This is a genomic window from Desulfovibrio sp. (assembly GCF_019422935.1).
Classification (GTDB): Bacteria; Desulfobacterota; Desulfovibrionia; order Desulfovibrionales; family Desulfovibrionaceae; genus Desulfovibrio.
The window spans coordinates 164897-185025 of the sequence record NZ_JAHZCJ010000004.1; the positions used below are offsets into that span (position 1 = coordinate 164897).

A 20129-nucleotide genomic window follows, 5' to 3' on the forward strand; every position below is an offset into this window, starting at 1 on the left:
AGTAGATAAATAAGCTAATTGTATGAAATCAGAAAAGAAGCCGTGATTTCGGTCACAGAAAAATTCAGAAAAAAAAGACAGATTCAGAAATAAATGACAACACCACCGGAAGGATGAGCGATGCTGCGCGAATCATTTGTAAAGTCGAAGAAGATGCCGTGGTTGGTTCTTATTGCCAGTCTGGGCTGGCTTGGACTCACTGGTTTTCTTTACAGTCAGGCAGTGCAGGTCAATGCTGAGCATAGCCTTGAGTTGGAGCATACACGACTTTCAACCATGGCGCAGCAATTAATGGACGCAAGAAACTGGAATGCAGCGCACGGCGGCGTATATGTTGAAAAAAGTGATTACGGTCAGCCAAACCCCTGGTTGCCGGAATCTGAACGCACCGTAACCACGCAGGATGGCCGTACCCTAGTGCTGGTCAACCCGGCATATATGAGCCGCCAGTTGGCGGAGCGCAGCTCGCGCGAAGGGCTTACCATCAGCGTAATTAGCAGTGCGCCGCTACGGCCGGAAAACATGGCGGATGTGTGGGAAAAATCAGCGCTTGCCCGCTGTGCGGAAGAAACCCCCGAAGTGTTTACGGCACCTCAGCCGGGCAATGGTCAAAGCCTGCGTCTGCTGAGTGTGCTTATGGCACAGCAAAGTTGTTTGCGGTGCCATACAAACAAAAAAGTGGGGGAAGTACTTGGCGGCATCAGCGTGAGCCAGGATGCAAGCTCATTCCACAGAGGACTGGAAAGGCAACGCTACAACATGCGTCTGTTGTATGGCCTGCTTGCGTTCACAGGGGTGCTTGCCATCGGGGGCCTGACCTTCAACCTCACGCATCGGCGCTGGCTGGCGGAAGAAGCCAGCCGCATGAAAAGCTCGTTCATGGGACACCTCAGCCACGATATGCGCACACCGCTGACAGCCATTGTGGGAATGAGCGAACTGGCCCAGCGCACTGATCTGCCTGAAAAAGAACGCAATAAGGCTCTGGGCTATCTTGCACAAGCCGCAGAGGCGCTGCGGGAAATGGTAGGCGATATAACTGACCACGCAGCGCTTGAACAGGGAACTCCCACGCTTGAAGCCTTGCCGTTTGACCTGCGGGAGTGCCTTGCAAGCTGTGTCAGCCTGTACAGGCCCATTGCCGACAGCAAGGGGATTTCCCTGACGCTCGGGATAGACGAAAATTTACCGCAATGCGCGGTGGGCGACAGCTTTCGGCTGCGGCAGGCTCTGGGCAACATTGTCAGCAATGCAGTCAAATTTACAGAGGCAGGTTCTGTTCGCATTTACGCCACAGCCCTTGAAAGCACCAGTGAACATCTGAAGCTGGCAGTTTCCGTCACGGATACCGGCCCCGGCATGTCGCAGGAAGATCAGGAAAGGGTGTTTGAGAGCTTTCAACGGGGGCGTGACACTGCCCGTACACCGGGGACAGGCCTTGGTCTGAACATTGCCCGCACTCTTGCACGGCTCATGGGCGGTGATGTGGAACTTGCTTCCCGTACAGGGCAGGGGGCCTGCTTTACACTCCATGTGCTGCTTTCACAGTGTGCGCAACCCTGGCAGAACAAAGGCCAAGAGAATGTGTCCAGGCCAAATTTTGTCATGCCAGCGGCGCAGGAGAGCGCAAAGGAGTCGCTGTCCCACAAAAAGGTACTGGTGGCGGAAGACACCGCATCCATTGCCTATGCCATGCAGCATATGTTGCGAGGCATGGGGGCAGAACCCGTAGTGGCTGAAACTGGCGAAAAGGCACTGGAATTGTTGCGTGATCCCAGGCAGGGGCCGTGGAACTTGCTTGTGCTCGACAGCCGGTTGCCCGGTATTGATGGGCTGGATGTGCTGCAAGCTTTGCGGAATGGCGATACTTTGTCCCCGGCAAAAACCCTCGCCGTTGTTTATACAGCGACTACAAGTGATTCCTTTTTGCGCAAATGCGAGGAGCTTGGAGCTGATGGCGTATTTTTAAAACCCTTGAGTTTTAAGCAGTTGCGCTATGAGCTGGAAAAACTGATGGCAGAAAGGAAGCCAGAAAAGCCAACAGCTTGTCCAGACAGGTCCCAAAATGTCACCGAGAAAAAAAGCGCAATGTCGTATATCTCAACAAGGGTACAAAACAAGCAACAATTAGCTGATATACAGAACAAAAACGCTATCTGGAACCGCAATGGCGCGCTTGAAGCGCTGGATGGCGATGAAGGCGTGCTGAAAAGCCTTGCCAACGTATTGGAGCGCGAACTTCGAGAGCGTCTGCAAACCCTGGACGCCGCCATTGCAACGGGGGATTTGGAGCAGATGCGCCGCATGGCTCATGCCTGCAAAAATTCGGCAGGCGTCATGCGGCTTGACCATTTGCGCGCTGCAGCGGCGGCTACAGAAGGTGCGGAATCAGAAACTATTGCAGAAGAAGCGCAAAAATTGCGCTCCGCAATGCAGGAAGCAGTTCAGGTGCTCGCGGCAGATATGAAGCAGTGCAAGATTGCATAGGGCACATGTCCTCGGCAGAATTTGCTGGCAGGCGCGGTAAAACGTGCAGACTGAAAAATCAGCAGTAGCAGGATCGCAGGGGGAACAAGCTGATGGCCAAAGTGCTTGTGGTGGACGATGAAGGACTGATGCGCACAATGGTGCAGGTGGTCTGCAACCGCATGGGGCATGAAACCCTGCTGGCCGCCTCCATTCAGGAGGCCTTGCGCATGGTCAGCGAGCCTGTGGATGTGGTCTTGCTGGACGTATGGCTCCCGGACGGCAACGGTCTTGAATATCAGGCTGATTTTGCGCATCTGCCCGGTGCGCCGGATGTGGTGGTCATCACCGGTAACGGCGATGGTGATAATGCCGAGGCCGCCTTACGCTCGGGAGCCTGGGAATTTCTCACCAAGCCCCTGCAGATGCGCGATATTGAGCAGTGTTTGCGGCAAATTCTGCAATTCAGGCAAAACCGCACTCCAGTACCAGAAGCTCTTGTTGTGGACAGCGGGCATATCCTTGGCAGTGGCCCAGGTATGAGCCGCGCCCTCAAGCTGCTGGCGCAGGCAGCAAAAAGCGAAGTAAATGTGCTTTTGCTGGGAGAAACCGGGGTCGGCAAGGAACTCTTTGCCCGGGCGCTCTTTCGCAACAGCGCAAGGGCTGCAAGGCCTTTTATAACGGTTGATTGCGCTTCACTGCCAGAAACTCTGGTGGAAAGCCACTTGTTCGGGCACAGCCGAGGTGCGTTCACTGGTGCGGACAGGGCGCGCGAGGGGCTGCTGCTTGCGGCAGACAAAGGCACGCTGTTTCTGGATGAAGTGGGTGACCTGCCACAGCCCATGCAAGGGGTGTTTTTACGCGCGTTGGAGCAGAGGCGCTTTCGCCCTGTGGGCGAGGTGCGCGAGGTCAGCAGCGATTTCAGGTTGGTGGCAGCCACCAACAAGAATCTGGAGCACATGGCCAAGGAAAACAGCTTTCGGGCAGATCTGCTCTACAGGCTGCAAGGCCTCACCATTGTAATCCCGCCGTTGCGCGAGAGGCTTGATGAAATCCCCGCGCTTGCGCGGCAGGCCATTGCGCGGTTTTGTCTGGGCAGCGACCAGCCGGAAAAGACACTTTCCAACGAGGCGCTGGATGTGCTGCTGGAATATGCCTGGCCCGGCAATGTGCGTGAACTGATCCATTGTCTTGAGCGGGCATGCCTCACGGCTGGCAAAAGTGATCTGATCCTGCCTGCACATCTTCCCACGCGCATGCGTGTGGACTCCGTGCGGCGTCGCATGGGGCAGGGGAACGCACAGCCCAGCAAAGAAAACGGCGGGCTGCACGGGAATGGCAGCGCGGGGATAAATGCGGCCGAAAACGGGTTTCTCGTCAGTGATACGTTGGGGCAAAAACCGCCCAGCCTGCGAGAATGGAAATCTCAGGCTGAAAAAGCCTACGTGCGGCAGGTCTGGGACATGTGCGCGGAAGATGTGCGAAAAGCCTCGGAGGTGGCAGGTATTTCGCGCGGGCACTGGTATGAGCTGATGAAAAAAAACGGCTTGTAGCAAGGGCTTCAGACAGGCTGAGCAAAAAAACGCGGCAAACAGCCAGGGATGCTTGCGTCAGAAAATAAAAGGAGCTATAGGCGAGAAAAATCGGCATTGAAAGGCAATGTTAGAGCTTATGAACAAGAGTCCCATTACTGTCAGAGGGTATGTTGCGGCAGTGCCGCGTTCTGTGGATGCGCGCCAGGCCCGTGTCGCTGTTGTGCAGGATGATGTGGAATACCGCATTGTGCCGCGCGGCGCCGGGGTTGACCTGGATGAAGAGGTCAGCGTGCCCGTGGAAGTTTCAGGCATTATGGATGAAGCGGATGGCGTGGTGTACCTCACCGTGCGCGGTTACAAGGTGCTTGAAGACGACTCCTGGCTGGAAGAATAAACGGCTTCATTGCGTCACATTGTGGCGCACTCTTGAGCATTTTTGCCGGGTGTGGCGTTTGTCAGGCCGGACAGCCTGTTGCGCCCTTGTTCCCGGGGCGCGTGGCGGGAGCAAGCGCGATGCAATGCCCCTGTGCCCGATATGGCCCGTTTATTCGCCCGTCTCTGCCTCAGGCCGAAATCAATCCCGCAACTGCAAAGCGCCTATGGCGCTTTTTTTTTTGTTCCTTATCCCGCCGCTGATAGCGTGGGCGGAGCCGGGGATCAGAGCAGGCTGATCTGTTTTTGTTCCTTGCGGGTGCGCGTTGCCAGGGTGCTGTGCCGGCAGAATTCACATATCTGGCCCATGAAGGGCGAGGGCTGCAAATGCAGGGTGCGCCCATAAAGAGTGCGCTGCGCGCAATGACTGAGAAAAAGCGCCCGCGCGGCTCGCGTCAGACCCACGTACAGTAGACGGCGTTCCTCTGCCTCGTTGGCTTCGCCTTGGGCGCTGCTGGTGGCGGCATCCGCGGCAGGGAACAAAAGTTCACGGCGCAAAGGCAAAAGACCGTCTTCAAGCCCAGGCAGAAAAACAGCCTGAAATTCAAGCCCCTTTGAAGCGTGCAAGGTCAGAATCTGCACACTCTCGGCCTTGGCGCGCACAAGCTCGGCCTCCTGAAGCCATGCCAGCTGCTCAAAAAAGCCCGCCCAGTGACCGCTCTTGTTCCAGAGGCGGCACAGTTCACGCCATGGGCGGCTGCCGGTAAATACTTCCCCCGCCCAGGGCTGCTCCGCCAGCCAGGGGAGCATGCGCTCCGGCGCAGGCAGGCTCTCTGCTGCTGTCCAGCTTAGCGGCAAGGTATCCTGTTGGTCCTGATCCTCGATGGGCACCCGCGCAAAACCGCAATGAGAGCCAAGCAAGCCCAGCAGGCGCGCGCAGACGGCGTCTTGCCAGAATCCATCCTGTGAGGGCGCGGCGCAGGGTATCCCCGCCTGTTCAAGGGCGGCGCGCAAAGGGGGAATCTGCGCTTTCAGACGTACAAGAACCGCAATGTCGCCGGGCGCCAGTGCTCCGGCCAGACCGTGCAGGTCGTCCCCCTTGATGTGATCCAGCAGGGTGTGGGCCGTAGCGCCCAGCAGGTGGCGAACCCGCTCTGCCACCCAACGGGCCTCGGTGCGCTCGTCGGGTGCGGAAAAGAGCCGCAGTTCAGCCGTGAGCGATTGCGCGGCCAGCAATGGGCCACACTGCCCCTTGTGGTGCAGAAGGCTGCGGGCCATGTCCAGCACGCTCTGGCTGGAACGGAAGCTCTGCCCAAGGCGGAAGACGTTCAGCCCCGGCCAGCAGGCGCGCAAACTTTCCTCGCTTTGGCCCGTAACGCCACGGAATCCGTAAATGGCCTGATCCGGGTCGCCAATGCCGAAAAATCCATGACCATCCGCAGGCAGCAAGGCGCGAACAATGGCAAGTTGCACTGCGGAAAGATCCTGCACTTCATCTACCAGCACGTGCTGTGGGCGCTTGTTTTCGGGCAGGGTGCGGGCGTGTTCCAGCCACCAGTCCAGAAGGTCGGCGTAGTCCACATAGCGTTGCCCCATGTTCTTGCGCGCAGCGTAGTTGGCAGCAGCTCGGGCCAGAGGGCTTTGAGCAGGTTCCTGGGCAAGAAGACCGCCCTCGCGCGCCAGAGCAAGGGCATCCCAAAGCTTGCGCGCATCGCGCTTTTCCAGCTCCGAATTCGCAAGGCAGAACAGATTGAGCGCGGCATCCTCGCCAAGCAGGAGCGGGGGATTATCGGCGCTGGCAGCGCGCAGGGCCGCCCAAGCCATGCCGTGCAGGGTGTCGCACAGGGGGAGCGCAGCTTGCGAGGTTCCCGCAAAGGCCTTGCCCAGTCTCTCCCGCAGTTCATCCGCAGCGCGCCGTGTAAAGGTGACAGCCAGCACCCTGCGCATGTCTGCGCCCTGTTCCGCCAGCCATTGCAAGCGGCCCACCAGAACGCGGGTTTTGCCCGCGCCGGGGCCAGCCAGCACCAGCACTGGCGCTGGCCCTGCTGCAAGCGCCGCCTGCTGTTCGTCAGAATAGGCAAAGACCTGCGCAGGTGTGTCAGCTGTCGCTGCGGATTTTACTGCAGAAAAATTGCTTGTGGCTCCTGCGTTGGTATCACCGGCAAGGGGGAGGCTCGCCCGACGCACGCGCACGGATGCGGTCTGGCCAGATGCAATCTGCGTGGCAGTTGCCTGTGCATTCGCAGCCTCAGGCGGCTCAGCCTTTTTGCGTCCCCTTTTGGCAGGAGCTTTTACGCCCGGAAGGGTGCCGCGCGCATCGGCCAGCTCCTCCGGGGAGAAAACACGCACAGTGCCGTATTCGCCGTCATAGCCGCCCTCACGGTAGACCTGGCCACGCCGCATGCGGGCCACGGCTTCGCCCAGCGGCTCCCAGTGAGCGCGGATGTCGGCTTCCGGCAGGCTGCAAAGGATATCCAGCTCCGGCCCCAGCTCGCGCAACAGGCTGCTGTAACGCTCCTGCACCCGGCGCGATGCCGGGCCAACGCCGAGGATTTCACCCACGACTTCGGCCAGTGGAATCAGCGGGCGCACTTCTGGTTCGCGCTGGAGCTCCGGCGTGGTTTCCCTGTCTGCCAGTTCCAGCACACGATGCAGTACGCCGACAGTGAGCGGCTTGCCGCAGACCGGGCAAATATTGCCAAGAGCCAGGGACTCCTTGGGCTCCAGTACCACGTTGCAGGCGCGGTGCCCGTCAAGATGGTATTTGCCTTCATCTGGATAGAATTCCATGGTGCCGAGAAAACGGCAGTCCAGATTGCTCTGGTCTTCCCGCCGGGCAGAAGCGCGCAAGGCAGCAAACATGCCCGCATAGCTGGGGCGGCCCGCAAACAGATTGGCCTCGCGCCCAAGGTTGGCCCCGGAATGCGCGTCTGAATTGGACACAAGAGCGTAGCCGTCAAGCCTGCTGATCAGGCGGTTCATGGCCGGGTCGGACGAAAGGCCCGTTTCCAGCGCAAAAATGTGTTCCGAAAGATCGCCGTAGCAGTCTTCCAGCCTGTCAAAGCCTGACTTGGAGCCGAAAAGCGCAAACCAGGGCGTCCACACATGGGCGGGGATCATCACTGAACCGGGCGCGCATTCCAGCATGATTTCAAGCAGGTCACGCGAATCCAACCCCAGAATGGGGCGGCCATCGGCATTGAGGTTACCGATCTGCGCCAGGCGCAAAGAAAGGCGCGCCGCATCCTCAAGTGTGGGCACAAACACAAGGTTGTGCACCTTGCGCACCTTGCCGCCGCGTTTGTAGATGGAGCTGATTTCCGTTTGCAGCAAAAACAGCGGGTCGGCGGATTCCTGCATGCCGGGGCCGGCCTTGGCATCCATGAACTCAAGCGTTTCCGGTTCCACCGCCAACCTGTACAGGCCCGTGTGCTCGTCCAGCACAAGCTGCTCCGCCAGTTCCGCTCGCCACTGGGGATGCGTAAAATCCCCGGTGCCCAGTACGTTGATACCTTTGCAGCGCGCCCATGCCGCCAGATGGCGAGGATTGAGGGCCTTGCTTGTGGCGCGCGAGAAACGGGAATGGATGTGCAGATCAGCTATAAAATTCATAATTCACCCTGTGGGGATGGAATCTGTGCGGGATTGATTGCAATAAAGCCTGCGTCAGGCCAGCCAGGGGCAGAAGCGCAAGGCTTGCTCAGACCATAGAGGCCCGTCCTTGCCGCCACATGTGAGCTTGCTGGTTCCTGGGTTGTCATTGGTGGATGCCCCGGTGTGCAGCATCAGCGGTGTTTCAATCACGGTTTCGTGCGCGGCATGCTTGCGGGCCAGAGCCAGAATCCGCAAGGCGGGTTTTGCGCTGTGCGTTCTCACTGGCAGCAGGAGGCGTAGCCCAAGGCCAGCATCGCTCAAGGCTGCGCACAATTGCGGCAAGGCCGGAGCGTCATAGATACAGCAAAAACAGCCCTGATGCCTCAGCAGCGCTGCCGCAGCGCGGCAGAATAGCTGGAGCACATATTCCCGGCTTTCCTCGCACAGTGCGCCACGCAGCGCTCGTTCCCGCATATGGCGGGGCGAGGGCCGCCCGGTAACTCCATAGGGCGGATTTGCCAGAACCAGATCAAACTTTCCGGCATGGCTGCCGCCTGTTGTGCCTGCCAGCTCTGACAAGCGTTTTCTGTCGGCCAGATCAGCTTCGACAAAGCGCAGCCTGTCTGTCAAGCCAAGGCGCGCGGCATTGGTCGTAGCGGCCTGTACGAGCGGCCCTTCTCTGTCCAGCCCCAGCCCGGTAATGCCAACGCAACGCAAGGCCAGCCCAAGCAGGGCGGCCCCGCAGCCGCAGCCAAGTTCTGCTGCAGTGAGATGCGCCTGACGTGACTCGTTCAGGTTTTCCACATGCCGCGCGGCAAAGGCAGCCAGCAGGAGGGCATCCGCGCCAAAACGCAGACTGCCCTCCGGCTGGTCAAGCCCGCGTGGAAAAAGCTGACGGGCGCTGTAAAAAGGTTCATCCGTGTGCATTGGGGCTTCCTGCGCCGGAAAAAGGGCCGCCGACAGAACATGGTTTCTGACGGCGGCCCGCAAGTATGTGTCAGGATGCTGCGAATGCGGTCAGCCGCCTGGAGTTTGGGGCAACAGGCCTTTTACAGCAGATCCCCTTCCCAGTTGAACAGGCTCTTGCGCCGCATTTCAGGCACAGAGGCAGGCGGATTTTCCTGCATGTGCGCAAAGAATCCGTATCCCGCCGAGAGCAGTTCCTGCCTTTTGGCGGTGATATCCAGCGGCCAGCCGGGATAAATCCAGATGTTGCCGCCGTACTGCCGCGCCCAGAAGGGTTCGCCCATGGGGCTGAGGAATGGCTCGTTGGGTTTGACGCCCAGCAGGCCGAAACGGCTGATGCCCACGGGCCAGTAGCCGGAAAGCACCACGCCAAGTGGCAGGGGGCTTTGCGCGGGCAGGGCCAGCATGTCCTCCTGCGCCAGTTCAGGGCTTACAAAAGCGCCCGAAAATCCCATACTGGCAAGTATGCCAAGGGCAGAGGCATTAGCCGCGTTGCAGAAAGGCCCGGCCAGCAGGTCGGCGTTTTCCTCAAGCTGTTCTGGGAACAATCCGCGTTGCCACGGAGCGTTGCACACAAAATGCCGCGCCCCGTCGCGCCACAGCCGCCCGATGGAGCGGCGGATGATTTCCTCTTCGTCAGGCCAGATAACCGGCGGCAGCCACCAGCACATGCGCGGGGCAACCGTGCGCGAAAGTTCGGCGCTGCGCGCCGAAAGCCAGAGGGCCTGCAACTGGCTTCGGCCTGTGCGGGTCTCCTTGCCGTGGGGCACGCTTGAGCGCACGTACATGTCGGGCCGTGTTTTGGCCTTGATGGGCTTGGGCAGACGCGGGTCGCTTTCCACTGCCTTGCTGGGGCGGGAGGGCATGGCCTCAAGGCGCGCCTGCCAGCTTTTGATGATACGCATGAGTTCCGGTTCGCGCCGGTCAATAAGAAAGACCGGCGTGCCCGCCTTGGGCGTCTTGTGCTTGGGCAGGCGCAGGGTAAGACTGCCGCCCTTGGGAATGCGCCGGGTTACGGGCATGGTGGCATGCCAGCGCTCGTCTTCAACGCCCACGCGCAGGTAATCCTGCGGCAGCAGTTCAAAGAAGGGTTTGAGCGACACGCCGCCTTCAGGCTCGATACGAATCTTGCCCGCCAGCAGGCCGGAACTGGTCTGACCGTCCGGCGTGGTGGGGATGGTGTGATCCTTCTGCGGCAAAAAGCGCGCGCGTGATGAGGGCCGCCCCAGCGACATCTGCAAAATTTCTTCCGCAGCCTTGCGGGCCTGCGCATCGCCGGGGTTGTCGCGCAGCATGCGGTAGGCCGTAACCACGTGATATACGTAGTGCGGGCCTTTTTTGCGGCCTTCGATCTTCCACGACACAAGGTGGGGGATGTTCAGCAGGGTTTTTGCCAGCACGTCCAGCGAAAGGTCGAGGCAGGAGAACCAGCGCCCGTTGTGTTCCTTGCCGCGAACCTGCCCGCGGGAACTTGGGCGGCGTGGCGCGTCAAAGGATTCATTTCTGCGGTCGTCCGGCCTGCCGCGTCCGGCCTTGGCGTCACGCCCATCGCGGCCATCCCGTCCATTGCGGTTCTTGCGGGCAATGTCCATGCGCGACTGTTCCTGGCGCATGCGATCCTGCTCCTCGCGTTCCGCATTGCGCACAAGGGCAATGGCCGCAGGGCCGCCCTGGCGGTACACGCGGCGGCAGGGCTGCACGCAGCGCCCACGCAGGCCACTTTTGCCGCCCATGTAGCTCGACCAGTAGCAACGGCCAGACACGCAGTAGCACAGCGCGCCGTGCACAAAACATTCAAGGTCAAGGCCTTCGGGGCAGGCCTCGCCCATGGTGCGGATTTCATCAATGGAAAGCTCGCGCGGCAGGATAACGCGGTCGGCGCCGAGTTTTTTTGCCTGCAACAGGCTTTCCGGATGGGTAAGGTTGGCAAGGGTGGAAAGAAAAAGCCCGCCCTCAAAGCCAGCCTGACGCGCCAGATCCAGCATTGCCAGATCCTGCACGATAAGGCCGTCGGGCCTGACCTGACGGGCAAGGCGCGCCGCCAGCCGATAGGCCTGAGCTGGCTCGTTGGGCTTGACCAGCGTATTCATGGCCACGTAAACGCGGGCGTTTTCCGCATGGGCAAGGTCTGTCAGGCGCGAAAGTTCCGTCAGTCCAAAGTTTTCTGCCTGCATGCGGGCAGAAAAATGCTTGAGGCCCAGATAGATGGCGTCTGCCCCGGCGGCAAGAGCGGCCAGGAATGAAGGCGAGTCGCCCGCCGGAGCCAGAATTTCCGGCCGGGCGGGCGTGGGGGCGGATATGTTCAAATGATCCGCAGAAGTGGAGAAAGTGTCGTTCATATTTTATAATACTCTTTGTACCAGGCCACAAAGCGGGCTATACCCTCGCTGAGAGGCATGGAAGGGGCAAAGCCGGTGGCGGCGGTGAGGTCGTCAATATTGGCCCAGGTGGATTCAACATCGCCCGGTTGCATGGGCAGAAGTTCCTTACGGGCCTTCATGCCAAGGGCGTCTTCAAGGGTGCTGATGAAATCGTTGAGTTCCACCGTATGGTTGTTGCCTATGTTGTAGATGCGCCAGGGCGCGGAGCTGCTGGCGGGGTTGGGATTTGCGGGGTCAAAGTCCGGGTCGGGCTGTGGGGCCAGCGGCAGCAGGCGCACCACGCCTTCAATGATGTCGTCGATATAGGTAAAGTCGCGGCGCATGCGCCCTTCGTTGAACACCTTGATGGGTTCGCCGCGCACAATGGCGGAGGTGAACAGGTGCAAGGCCATGTCGGGCCTGCCCCAGGGGCCGTATACGGTAAAAAAGCGCAATCCCGTGCAGGGGACCCGGAACAGATGGCTGTAGGAATGGGCCATCAGTTCGTTGCTTTTCTTGGTGGCGGCGTAGAGGCTGACTGGGTGGTCAACGTTATGGTGCACACTGTAGGGCCGTGCAGTGTTCATGCCATACACGGAAGAAGACGAGGCAAAAAGCAGATGCCCCACCTTGTTCTGGCGGCAGCCTTCAAGAATATGCCCAAAGCCCAGCAGGTTGGCATTGAGGTACGATTCCGGGTTCTGGAGGCTGTAGCGCACGCCAGCCTGCCCCGCAAGGTTGACCACATGGGTAAAGCCTTCGCGGGCAAACAGGGCGGCCATTGCCGGGCCATCTGCCATGTCCAGAAGTTCAAAGCGGAAGCGCTGCGCCTCCGGCATGGCGGCAAGTTGGGCCAGACGGTCTTTTTTTAGTTGCACATCGTAATAGTCGTTGCAATTATCAACGCCCACCACGCTGTGCCCATCGGCCAGAAGCCGTTGGGAAAGATGGTATCCAATAAAGCCCGCTGCGCCTGTTACCAGAACATGCATGAGAACCTCCCAGTGTGCATGCAGGCAAAGTAAGCCAGATGCGCGTTCTGGGCAAGAGCGGCGCGCAACGGTGAAATCCTTGTTTCGGGGTATGGGGGCTTGCGGGAAAAAGCGCCGCATCGTATGTTTTGGGGACCGAGGTAAAGAATGCAGAAAGCAGAGAATAAAGGATCCGAAACGCAAGGCCAGTCCGCATCTTCTGCGGATAAAGGCCGCCGTCAGGATCGCGCAGCCTGGTACGCTGGCCCGTACAGGGACGCGCTCATATATCTTATGGTCGCCATCTTTTTTGTAGAGATGATTGTTGGCGGCATTTCTTTTTTTTACGGCGTCATGCATGCCGCGCCGGATGTCCCCGGCGGCCCGCCGCTGGCACGCTTTCCCTGGCTTGGCTGGGCCGTGGCCGCAGTGCTGGCCCCTGTGGGGCTGATGCTCATCGTGCACCTTTCCGGCACATGGGTTTCGCGCTATCTGGGGCGCGAGGACACCATGCAGGGCGGGCAGGGAGCAGGACAGACGGCTGACGATGAACAGGTTCCCGAACGGCTGCGCCGTTTCTATGCCATAATCCGCAATGCGCCCACGGTGGTTTTGCTGCTGGGCATCATGCTGCTGGGTGCGGGGCTGTTTTTTGTGGACGGGGCATTTTCTGCCCTGATGCGCCTTGGCGGCGCGCTGACCGAATATATTCCCTGGATTGCGGGCAGTCTGGCCGCTCTTATTGCCGTATGCTATCTGGTGCACCGCTGGTTTGTGTACAGGCATCACCGCATGCAGCAGGAGTATGAGTACCGGCGCGAAGTGCTGGAACGCACAGGCATCGTGCTGGTGGACAAGGGCTGCATACCCCTGCCGCAAAACGAGGTGCAGCGTCTGGCTCTTGGTGGTCATGTGGTCGAGGCGCAGGCCTTGCCCCCGGCCCTTGACGCCGAAGCTGCGTCGGGTGATGCCGCTGACCGCAATGGAGCGGCAGGGCATGACGACGATGTGACCGATGCGGAAATTATCAGCCCCGACACGGCAAATCCGTCTGAAGATACGGCTGACGCGACCCCTGCGGACAGCGCAGTCAGCCCCGCTGACGCGTCAAAGCCCGTTGATGCTTCCGCGGATGCCTCCGCAGCAGATGAGGCTGAAAAGCCCAGCAAACAAGATTAATTGCTGATATGACACCACATTGTTCAGCGCTAAAGCGGCGGAAGCATGAGCATACCCACACCAGGTAAACCTGTTCGCGGTTCCCGTAGCGGCGTACCGCTCATGGCACTGTTTGACCTGCTGGGCAAGCGGTGGGCTATGGGCGTCATCTGGCAACTGCGCAAGGGGCCAGCCACATTCCGCGCCTTGCAGGAGGCCTGCGAATCCATATCCCCGGCGGTGCTCAACAGCCGTTTGAAAGAACTGCGCGAGGCAAAGCTCGTGTGCACCACCAATGACGGCTATGCCCTGACGGACATGGGCGTGGAGTTGAGCCTTCTGCTGGAGCCATTTGGGGGCTGGGCCATCACCTGGGCTATGGAAGTGGCCCCGGAGGAAGCCGAACGCTGGAGCGATCTGCTCAGCAAAAGGCTTGCGTAGCCGCTTCCCCCAGGGATTCCTTGTCGTTTGGGCCGCAGCTACTGCTGCGCGGCCTTGATGGCCTTGAGCGTGCGGCCTCCCAAACCGATGGCATCGGTTGCGTATTCCTCAATAAATACCACGAACTTTTCCTGCGGAACGGACGTTGCCGCCACTGCGGCTGCGGTCAGGCCTTCAATCAGGTTCTTCTTCACTTCTTCCGTTGTGCTGTGCATGGCTATGGTGATGACGGGCATGGTTTGCTCCTTGTCGTTTGATCTTGCGGCCTGCGCTCTGCGTATTTTGCGAAGTAGCAAGCGAGGGTGAGTATTCTTGCGCGCGCTATGGAATAAATAGCGAGCTATTAAAAAAATAGCAAGAACTGCCCAAGGTCAAACCTGCAAAGACGGCAGCGCGTGCCAGAGTGACTGCCCCCGCCAAGATTTTGCCGCCAAAAGCTGATGGGCATTCCCTGAACGTGTTCATGTTCAGGGAATGCCCATTGTTACTAACGAGCAAGTATTCAGATTGTTGTTGAAAAACTGCTACCCGGTACTTTATCTAAAGAGCCGCAACCTGCGTGAGGCCGCGCCGCGCAAGGGCTATGTCAGCCAGTGCGTTGATGCAGGCCGCCGCCACAGCGGAGCCGCCCTTGCGGCCCAGCAGGGTAAAGTGGGGCCAGGGGCTTTGCCGCAAAAGTTCCTTTGACTGCGCCGCGTTCACAAAGCCCACAGGCATACCCACTATGAGGGCAGGCGGCTGCGCGCCGTGCGCAAGCACGTCCAGAAGCCCCAGCAGGGCTGTGGGCGCGTTGCCGATGACCACAATGTTGCCGCCCATGTTTTGCGCAATACTCTCAAGCCCGGCGCGTGAGCGCGTGGTGCCCCGGCTGGCGGCAAGCTCCGCAAGACCGGGCAGGGCCATGAGCGGGGTCACTGATACCCCTAGCGGTTCAAGGCGGCGCATGGGCAGGCCAGCGGCAGCCATGCGGGTGTCGGTATACACGCTGCAGCCCGCGAGCAGGGCGCTCACTCCAGCTTCAAGGCCCTGGGCGCTCAGCCGTAGGTCGCCCACGATATCCGTATCGCCGAGGGTGTGGACACAGCGGCGGGCCACTTGCCAGAGCGGGCCGCTAAAGGCTCGCGGTTCGGGAATTTCCGCATCTATGATGGCGAAAGAGCGGTTTTCGATCTCAGCTGGGGTGCAGGCCGGGTCAAGATCAACACTGATTTTGTCTGTGGGGTTATGAACCATAAAATCCTCAGGGGCGTTGGTCTGAAAAGTAGGAGGCGCAAGTGCGCAGCCATGCGCGCCAGAAGCGGCGAGAGCCTTCGGGATAGCAGTGCAGCCATGATCCGGCCACGGAGCCGAGGCGGCAGCCTTCATCCCGCAAAAAACGGCCCTGGCTGTCGTAGAGCTTCCACAGGGGACGGCATGGGGTGGGCAGGGGTATTTCTTCTTCCTGCGCATAGTGAAATTCGTGTCCGCGCACCCACATTGGCCGGGCGACAGGCCCGTTAAGCACGGAAAATGTGGGCGCAGGCCAGTCCGTTGCGGCTTGCGCGGCCCGGTAGCCCAGAGCCGCCTTGTTTGCGCCAAGTGCGCAGTTGCGCGGCAGGAGGCCGCTCATGGCGTGGCCTTGCCCTGCAATCTGCACGGACTGCATAAGGTAGATATAGCCCCCGCACTCGCCGTACATGGGCATACCGTGCGCAGCCAGCCCGTGTAGAGCATTGCGCATGGCCGTGTTGGCGGCAAGGCCCGAGGCATGCAGTTCCGGGTAGCCGCCGGGAAAGTACAGGCCGGAACACTCGGCTGGCGGCGCGGCGTCCCGTAATGGGGAAAAGGTGACAATGCGCGCCCCAAGTTCGTGCAGCACGGCGGGCAGATCCGCATAGCAAAAGCTGAAAGCTTCGTCCCAGGCCAGGGCCACAACAGGCCTGCGCCTGCGTTGGGGGCGGGGTGGGAGCTGCGCTTGTGCGTCTGAAAGTGGAAAGAATCTGTCTGTCGGCGGCTCATGTGCCTCTGATAACCGCGCTTGCCGGGCAGCTTCCGGCACTGACGCGCCGGACTTGTCTGCATTGACTGCCCTTTGTAGCGTGTGGACTCCCGCCAGTTTAAGTATGCGGTTCAGGTCGCAGTGCTGCTCAACCCATTTGGTCAGGGCTTGTATGTCCACCGCAGGTAGGGCCTCGCGCGCTTCCACCAGCCCAAGATGGCGTGAGGGAAGTTCCGGTGCGCCCTGACGCGGCAGCAGGCCCAAGAGGGGCACGCCAGCGCTCTTGGCCAGGGGCGTCAATGACTGGCGCAGCAGGTCGGCGTGGCGGGCGCTGCCCACATGGGTGCACACCATGCCAAGAAAACGGACAGGCAAGTCGCCAGCCCATGCGGGGCGGTGATGCAAAAATCCCTCTGCCAGCGCGGCAATGGACTGCCCCAAGCCGCCTGCGTTGAGCACCAGCAGCACGGGCAGACCCAGCAGGGAGGCCAGATGCGCAGTGCTGCCCGCTCCACGGTGCCCCCCGTCAAAAAGGCCCATGGCTCCTTCCACCACCAGCAGATCTGGCTTGGCGCAAGGGCTTGCTTTAGCTTTTGCGCTGTCGGCGTACTCACATTGAGGGCAACCTGCGGACATGCGTTCAAAAACGCGGCCCAGTCCTTTGGGAATGCGCCCTGCGGGCAAGGGGTGTTCGGCAGAGGACGGCGCGGCTTCCCGGCACATCCATGTGTCCAGATTGGCTGCGGGTTGGCCTGTCAGCGCCGCATGAAAGGCCGCATCAATATAGTCCGGCCCCGTCTTGGCCGCGCGGGCCATGAGCCCACGATCGTGCAGGGCGCAGAGCAGGGACAGGGTAAAGGTCGTTTTGCCCGCATTACTGCCCGTGCCGCCTATGACAAGGCCGGGTATGCTCGGCTGCGGCTTGGGCATGTTTACGCTCCGTATGGTGTCGGCAGGGATTGCCTTGCGGCAGACGCTGTCAGCGTTGTCGCAGGGCCTCGGCAATGATGGCCGCGTCTGCCTCTGGCCTGGCTTTGAGCTGCAGCTCGGGGTTGCCGCCGGAGCAGGCAAAACCCTCAGGCCCCAGTTCCACAAAACCGGCGGAAACAACGCGGCTGTAGGGCAGCTGTTCGCGCATGTCGCTGTGGTCTACACGGCGCGGAAAGATGAAAGGCACTTCCTGACCAGAAAAGTCTTCAACGATGAGGTACTTCACAGGGGCCTCCTCAGCGCGCGTCGGGCGCGGCGGGCTTGGCGTTGCGGCGGTTTTGCAGATACTGCCGCACGGCCTTGTTGTGGTCGTTGAGGTTGGTGGAAAAAACATGCTCGCCACCATCAAATTTTGCCACAAAGTACAGGTAGTTGTGCGCCTCGGGGCGGACGGCTGCGGCAAGGGCCGCTGCGCCGAACGAGCAGATGGGGCCTGGCGTCAGGCCGGGGCGCTGATAGGTGTTGTAAAGGTTGTTGGGATCGTCCAGATCGCGGCGGCGCAGGTTGCCGTCAAAGTTGGGGCCAAGGCCGTAAATCACTGTGGGGTCGGCCTGAAGCAGCATGCCCTTGTTAATGCGGTTCTGGTAGACCCCGGCCACGCGGGCGCGTTCTGCATCTATGCCTGTTTCCTTTTCCACAATGGAAGCAAGGATAACCCATGTTTTGAGCTGTTCTGTCTGGCCCGGCCCCGGTTTTTTGCCATCGGGCCACACGCTGGCGGTCTTGCGCCAGAAGTTGTCAACCATGCGCCCGGCAACGGCCTTGGCCTGCGCCAGATCGACGACGTCATTCTTTTTGAGCAGATACGTATCCGGCATCAAAAAGCCTTCAGCCGTGGCAAAGGGGATGCCGTAATGGCGCAGAAAGTCCGGGTCGGTCACGACCTTGCGAAAGTCGTCAAAAACCACCAGCCCGGCTTCTTCCAGCATCTTGCCCGTCTGCCACCACGTGAGGCCTTCCGGCACAGTGACGCGGTACAGCACGGGGTGCCCGTTGACCAGCTCGTCCAGCACCTTTTCCGGCAGCCAGCCCGTATTGAGGGCGAATCTGCCAGCCTGGAGGCGGTTTTCCCATTTTTTATAGCGGGCCAGCAGGTCAAGCTTGCGGGCGTCTGTCACAACACCCTGCTTGGCCAGCCCTGCGCTTACCTGCGCCAGACGCGCCCCGGCGGGTACGTCAAAAAAAACATCGCGGCCAGGGGTTTCCGGTGCGGTGGTGAGGAAGGTGTGAGCCTCGTAAGCCACCCATCCTCCGCCTGCGAGGGCCAGCAAAAGCAGCAGGCCCAGCGCGCGCAGCAGTGTTTTCATGCGGGTCTCCGGTCTTGGGGCGCAAGCGAAAGAAAGGAAGAAAGAATGCGCACAGCGGCCTGCTGGTCAAGCACGGCCTTGCGTTTGCGCATTTTCAGACCGGCCTCGCGCAGGTCGGCCCAGGCTTCCTCGGAACTCAGCGCCTCAATCATAAAGAAAAAAGGCAGCGGCACCCGGCGCTTGAGGCGCTCGGTTACGTTGCGTATCTGGCGCGTGGTCATGGTTTCTTCCCCATCAAGGGTCAGGGGCAAGCCTACCACCACCGCTTCCGCCCCGGCCTCGGCAATGCGCCCGGCAAGGGCGGCCAGAAAGGCCTTGCGGTCTGTAAAATCCTCAAGCCGCAAGGTAGCCAGCGGAAAGGCCAGCCGTCCCTCAGGGTCGGATGCGGCAAGGCCCGTGCGGGCCAGACCGTAATCAACGGCAACGAATTTCACTGCAAGCCTCGTTGTGCGCTGTGCGTTTGCCAGCGGGTGCGGCCATCCCTAAGAAAATGTATTCTCAAAGGCAAGGTGGTCTAAATGATGCCCAGCAGCGACAGCAGGCCAAGGGCGCTGCCGCTGACCAGCGGGCCAAGCACAAGCCCAAGCGCCCCGGTGAACAGCAACAACAAAAGAATGACAAATCCGTAACGCTCCACACTCAGGTAACGATATGCGGCATTTGGGGGCAGAAAATAGGCCACAACCTTGCTGCCGTCCAGCGGAGGAATGGGCATCAGATTGAGCCAGCCCAGCCCGAAATTAATGATTACGCCCGTCTGAATGGTCTTGAGCGCAAAGACGTAACTTGTGCTGTCCATCCATTGTTGCGGCGGAAAAATATGCAGCACGGCCCACAGTAGAATGCCAAAAAGTCCTGCTAGCAAAAAGTTTGTGAGCGGCCCGGCAAGAGCCACCAGCATCATGTCTTTTGCGGGATTGCGGAAGTAACGGGGATTGAATGGAACAGGCTTGGCCCAGCCAAAAACGAAACTTCCGGAAAGGCTCGTCAGCACAAAGGCCAACAGCCCCATGGGATCAATGTGCGGCAAGGGGTTCAGGGTCAGCCGCCCCATAAATTTTGCGGTAGGGTCGCCGCAGCGAAAGGCCACCCATCCGTGGGCCACTTCGTGCAGAATGATGCCCAGAAGAGCGGGTACAGCGGCTACGGCCAGGGTGCTCAGCACCTGGGAAAGGTCTAGGTTCAGCATATGTTGCGGGTACCATTTTCCTCTTGGCGCGGCAAGGTCGGGCCTAGCCCGAGGAGGCTACCTTGCGCACCAGCAGATCATCGTTGGGCCAGATGTGCCGATCAGGCGTAAGCAACTGGCCGTTACGGGCCACAAGGGCGGTTTCCTCGGCAAGGCCAAGGGCTGCAAGCAGCTGGCGCGAGGTCTTGGGCCGGGGCAGGGAAAGGTATTTTTCTTCCGGCTGCACCAGTACGGTCACGCGGGCTCCCGTGTGTTCCGGCTTGACCACCTGAACGTGGGCGACATGCGCGGCGGGGACCGCTGCGGCCTCGGTTGCCTGAGTATCGGTAGCCGGGGTGGTGGTGTCAGTCATGCAATACTCCTAGAGGTAGTCTTCGAGCAGCGCGCAGGTATGGCAAACCAGCGGCGCACAGGTTTTGATGAAAAGATTGTTCTGTTTGACGGCGGCCATGCCCTCAGGCGTGGTGAGGTCATGCCCCAGAACGCCCCGGCACTGCAAACTGCCGTGAGCCTTGGCAAAAGCCTCGGTAAAGGCGTCGCGTCGGGCGTAAAAGGCATCCTTTTGCGGGCGCGGGCATGGACCGTTCGGGCCGTGCAGCATGCCCAGCACCATAAGCGAGCCGGAAACGCAGCCGCACACTTCGGCCTTGCCCATGCCGGCGCCAAAGGCCGAGGCTATGCGCATGGCAGTTTCTTCCGTCAGGCCAAGCCTGTCTGCAAAGTGGGCCAGCACTTGCTGCGCGCAGATAATGCCCATATTGAAGTCTTCTTGCACTTCTTCAAGTTCAGGAGGGGTGCTCAT

General features: G+C 60.2%; 18 protein-coding genes. 5 read left to right on the plus strand and 13 right to left on the minus strand.

Annotation, left to right across the window (positions count from 1 at the left end; translation table 11 throughout):
* The first annotated feature begins 120 nt into the window (after window positions 1–120).
* From QZ383_RS07315 to QZ383_RS07325, 3 genes are all read left to right on the plus strand, one after another.
* Window positions 121–2487, plus strand: a complete 2367-nt coding sequence (locus QZ383_RS07315; protein WP_291444285.1) for an ATP-binding protein — start codon at window positions 121–123, stop codon at window positions 2485–2487.
* 92 nt (window positions 2488–2579) lie between these two features.
* Entirely contained in the window at window positions 2580–4019 is a 1440-nt protein-coding gene (locus QZ383_RS07320; protein WP_291444287.1) for a sigma-54 dependent transcriptional regulator, read from the plus strand.
* A gap of 118 nt (window positions 4020–4137) precedes the next feature.
* The gene (locus QZ383_RS07325) at window positions 4138–4395 is read left to right on the plus strand and encodes a hypothetical protein (RefSeq protein WP_291444288.1); all 258 of its coding nucleotides are present in this window, start codon (window positions 4138–4140) and stop codon (window positions 4393–4395) included.
* Window positions 4396–4658: 263 nt separating this feature from the next.
* Here QZ383_RS07325 and QZ383_RS07330 read toward each other — a convergent pair whose 3' ends face one another.
* The 4 genes from QZ383_RS07330 to QZ383_RS07345 all read right to left on the minus strand — a co-directional run bounded on the left by QZ383_RS07330 (window position 4659) and on the right by QZ383_RS07345 (window position 12285).
* Complete coding sequence (locus QZ383_RS07330) at window positions 4659–7985, minus strand: UvrD-helicase domain-containing protein (RefSeq protein WP_291444289.1); 3327 nt, start codon at window positions 7983–7985, stop codon at window positions 4659–4661.
* 54 nt (window positions 7986–8039) lie between these two features.
* Window positions 8040–8894: a methyltransferase domain-containing protein gene (locus QZ383_RS07335; protein ID WP_291444290.1), complete on the minus strand. Its 855-nt coding sequence runs from the start codon at window positions 8892–8894 to the stop codon at window positions 8040–8042.
* 122 nt (window positions 8895–9016) lie between these two features.
* A complete protein-coding gene (locus tag QZ383_RS07340) occupies window positions 9017–11272 on the minus strand; it encodes a U32 family peptidase (RefSeq protein ID WP_291444292.1) in 2256 nt (751 codons plus the stop codon).
* Window positions 11269–12285 (minus strand): NAD-dependent epimerase, encoded by a 1017-nt coding sequence (locus tag QZ383_RS07345; protein ID WP_291444293.1) that lies wholly within the window; start codon window positions 12283–12285, stop codon window positions 11269–11271. Before QZ383_RS07345 ends, QZ383_RS07340 begins: the two co-directional genes overlap by 4 nt.
* A gap of 147 nt (window positions 12286–12432) precedes the next feature.
* Between QZ383_RS07345 and QZ383_RS07350 the strand changes: the two genes are divergently transcribed.
* Both QZ383_RS07350 and QZ383_RS07355 read left to right on the plus strand, forming a co-directional pair.
* Entirely contained in the window at window positions 12433–13443 is a 1011-nt protein-coding gene (locus QZ383_RS07350; protein ID WP_291444294.1) for a hypothetical protein, read from the plus strand.
* Between the two features lie 45 nt (window positions 13444–13488).
* The gene (locus tag QZ383_RS07355; protein ID WP_291444295.1) at window positions 13489–13863 is read left to right on the plus strand and encodes a helix-turn-helix domain-containing protein; all 375 of its coding nucleotides are present in this window, start codon (window positions 13489–13491) and stop codon (window positions 13861–13863) included.
* 38 nt (window positions 13864–13901) lie between these two features.
* On the opposite strand, the gene QZ383_RS07360 is transcribed toward QZ383_RS07355, so the two are convergent.
* The 9 genes from QZ383_RS07360 to QZ383_RS07400 all read right to left on the minus strand — a co-directional run bounded on the left by QZ383_RS07360 (window position 13902) and on the right by QZ383_RS07400 (window position 20129).
* Complete coding sequence (locus tag QZ383_RS07360) at window positions 13902–14099, minus strand: tautomerase family protein (RefSeq protein WP_291444297.1); 198 nt, start codon at window positions 14097–14099, stop codon at window positions 13902–13904.
* Between the two features lie 304 nt (window positions 14100–14403).
* Window positions 14404–15096: a precorrin-8X methylmutase gene (locus tag QZ383_RS07365; RefSeq protein WP_291444299.1), complete on the minus strand. Its 693-nt coding sequence runs from the start codon at window positions 15094–15096 to the stop codon at window positions 14404–14406.
* A 7-nt stretch (window positions 15097–15103) separates the two neighbouring features.
* Complete coding sequence (locus tag QZ383_RS07370) at window positions 15104–16771, minus strand: cobyrinate a,c-diamide synthase (protein WP_291444301.1); 1668 nt, start codon at window positions 16769–16771, stop codon at window positions 15104–15106.
* A 49-nt stretch (window positions 16772–16820) separates the two neighbouring features.
* Entirely contained in the window at window positions 16821–17057 is a 237-nt protein-coding gene (locus tag QZ383_RS07375) for a hypothetical protein (protein ID WP_022659006.1), read from the minus strand.
* A gap of 10 nt (window positions 17058–17067) precedes the next feature.
* Window positions 17068–18138: an endolytic transglycosylase MltG gene (gene mltG, locus QZ383_RS07380; RefSeq protein WP_291444303.1), complete on the minus strand. Its 1071-nt coding sequence runs from the start codon at window positions 18136–18138 to the stop codon at window positions 17068–17070.
* Entirely contained in the window at window positions 18135–18572 is a 438-nt protein-coding gene (gene ruvX / locus QZ383_RS07385; protein ID WP_291444304.1) for a Holliday junction resolvase RuvX, read from the minus strand. Before ruvX ends, mltG begins: the two co-directional genes overlap by 4 nt.
* An 80-nt stretch (window positions 18573–18652) precedes the next feature.
* Window positions 18653–19327, minus strand: a complete 675-nt coding sequence (locus QZ383_RS07390) for a site-2 protease family protein (protein ID WP_291444305.1) — start codon at window positions 19325–19327, stop codon at window positions 18653–18655.
* Window positions 19328–19370: 43 nt separating this feature from the next.
* Window positions 19371–19679 (minus strand): hypothetical protein, encoded by a 309-nt coding sequence (locus QZ383_RS07395; protein WP_291444306.1) that lies wholly within the window; start codon window positions 19677–19679, stop codon window positions 19371–19373.
* Between the two features lie 9 nt (window positions 19680–19688).
* Entirely contained in the window at window positions 19689–20129 is a 441-nt protein-coding gene (locus QZ383_RS07400; protein WP_291444308.1) for a C-GCAxxG-C-C family protein, read from the minus strand.